At 43.3% G+C, this 1,907-nt stretch carries 3 protein-coding genes; 2 read left to right on the forward strand and 1 reads right to left on the reverse strand.

The window, feature by feature from the left end; all coding sequences use genetic code 11:
* Nucleotides 1–30: 30 nt before the first annotated feature.
* Nucleotides 31–801, reverse strand: coding sequence for a triose-phosphate isomerase (gene tpiA / locus KIV40_RS25720; protein WP_005428123.1), 771 nt, complete (start codon nucleotides 799–801; stop codon nucleotides 31–33).
* A gap of 271 nt (nucleotides 802–1,072) precedes the next feature.
* Between tpiA and KIV40_RS25725 the strand changes: the two genes are divergently transcribed.
* Nucleotides 1,073–1,420 (forward strand): 5-carboxymethyl-2-hydroxymuconate Delta-isomerase, encoded by a 348-nt coding sequence (locus KIV40_RS25725; RefSeq protein WP_005451170.1) that lies wholly within the window; start codon nucleotides 1,073–1,075, stop codon nucleotides 1,418–1,420.
* 182 nt (nucleotides 1,421–1,602) lie between these two features.
* Nucleotides 1,603–1,907, forward strand: a 305-nt coding sequence (locus tag KIV40_RS25730) for a DUF805 domain-containing protein (protein WP_285352020.1), incomplete at its 3' end; no start/stop codon positions are given.

A 1,907-nucleotide genomic window follows, 5' to 3' on the forward strand; every position in this document is an offset into this window, starting at 1 on the left:
AAGATCAACACACCCTAGTAAAAAGCGAAATTAAGCTTTAGCTGCTGCCGCTGCTTTAGCGATAGCTACGAAGCTCTTAGCGTCTAGAGAAGCGCCGCCAACTAGAGCACCATCGATGTCTGGTTGTGAGAAGTAAGCTTCTGCGTTTTCTGGTTTAACAGAACCGCCGTATTGGATGATTACTTGTGCTGCAACTGCTTCGTCTTTCGCTGCGATTAGTGCGCGGATAGAAGCGTGGATGCGTTGTGCATCTTCAGCTGTTGCTGCTTTACCAGTACCGATAGCCCAGATTGGTTCGTAAGCGATGATTGCGCCGTTTAGAGCTTCAACACCGTAAGTGTCGATAACTGCGTTGATTTGACGTGCACATACTGCTTCAGTTTCGCCAGCTTCGTTTTGAGCTTCAGATTCACCGATACAGAAAACAGGCGTTAGACCGTTTTCTTTTAGGAAGTTGAATTTCTTCGCGATGAACTCGTCAGATTCGTTGTGGTATTCACGACGCTCTGAGTGACCGATGATGATGTGAGAAGCACCGAAGTCTTTCAGCATTTCTGGAGACATGTCGCCAGTGAAAGCACCGCTGTTGTTTAGGTCAGTGTTTTGTGCACCTAGGATAACTTTGTTACCGCCTTCAGCGATTACACGCTCAGCTAGATCGATGTAAAGAGCTGGTGGAGCTACTGCTACGTCTACACCTTCAACGCCTTCAAGTTCAGCGTTAATACCTGTTAGTAGCTCAGTTACCATTGCTTTGCTACCGTTTAGTTTCCAGTTACCCATCACTACAGGACGACGCATAGGAATATCTCCCTTATCTTTAATGTAAATAGTCTATTAATGTAAAAAATCTACGTAGGAATATAACAGAATAATGTGAACAGATCATGATTGGCGTCATGTCTTATTCGGCTTTCTTCATCTGGTCGGTGTTGCATTAGTTCTGTTATTTTTGTCAAAAGCAATCGATTGGTGATCGCGTAGACAGAATGATAGTCCATTCCTCGGAAAATGCGCCTTAGATTGGTATTACTGTGGGTTAAAAGTTCGCCGTAATAAGAAAGGAATCAAAATGCCAAACTTAGTTTTAGAATATTCCAACTCAGTCGATGAGCGTGTGAATGTTCAAGGATTACTGGAAGATCTACACAAAGTCACCTTGGAGAGTGGTTTGTTTGAGCTTGCGTCCGTCAAATCACGTGCGCTTCGTTGCCACAATTGGTTGGTAGGAGAAGAGGGCGATAGTGTTGATTTTATTCACATCAACTTTGATTTGCTAGCAGGTAGAAGTGCAGAACAAAAACGCGAATTATCAAGAGCACTGATGGTTGTTTTACAGGAACAAGCGAGTCATGTTCGTAGCTTAACGGTGAATGTGCGCGATATGGATATTGATTGCTTCCAGAAAGTAGTGAACTAGCTCTATTGTTCGAGTTAAAGTCCAAACTGCCTCATTTAGACATTTAGAGTCGGCAAGCTGAAGGCTCTAAATGTACAGACCTACAGTTTGAAATCTGGTGATGTTTTCCTCTGGGGGGATGAACTTTTCAAACCATGCTGACTCGGCTAATCCATAGCCTTTCAAAGTTAGGGTAAAAGTCGATGTCGATTAAAGAGTTATTGTTTTCTTTCCAAGGGCGTATAGGTCGTAAAACTTACTGGATGTGGAACATCATCTACTACATCCTAATCTTAGGTTTTGGTGCGGGCATCAGTAAGTTGTTCCCAGCATTTTCTTATATTCTTCTGCCTATCTTCTTATTGATTCTTCTGATCCCAGATTTGGCGATAACCACTAAGCGTTGGCATGACCGTAATAAGTCGATTTACTGGCTAGCGTTGAACATTCCATTGATCATTGGTCGAGTTGCCACGCCAATGACTAACCCAGAAGTGGCCCCCAATTT

It is taken from the genome of Vibrio sp. D173a, assembly GCF_030248475.1.

Excerpts from the sequence above, each read along its gene's own strand:
- KIV40_RS25725 (WP_005451170.1), top strand. The coding sequence starts at position 1,073 with ATGCCAAACTTAGTTTTAGAATATTCCAACTCAGTCGATGAGCGTGTG.
- tpiA (WP_005428123.1), bottom strand. The coding sequence starts at position 801 with ATGCGTCGTCCTGTAGTGATGGGTAACTGGAAACTAAACGGTAGCAAA.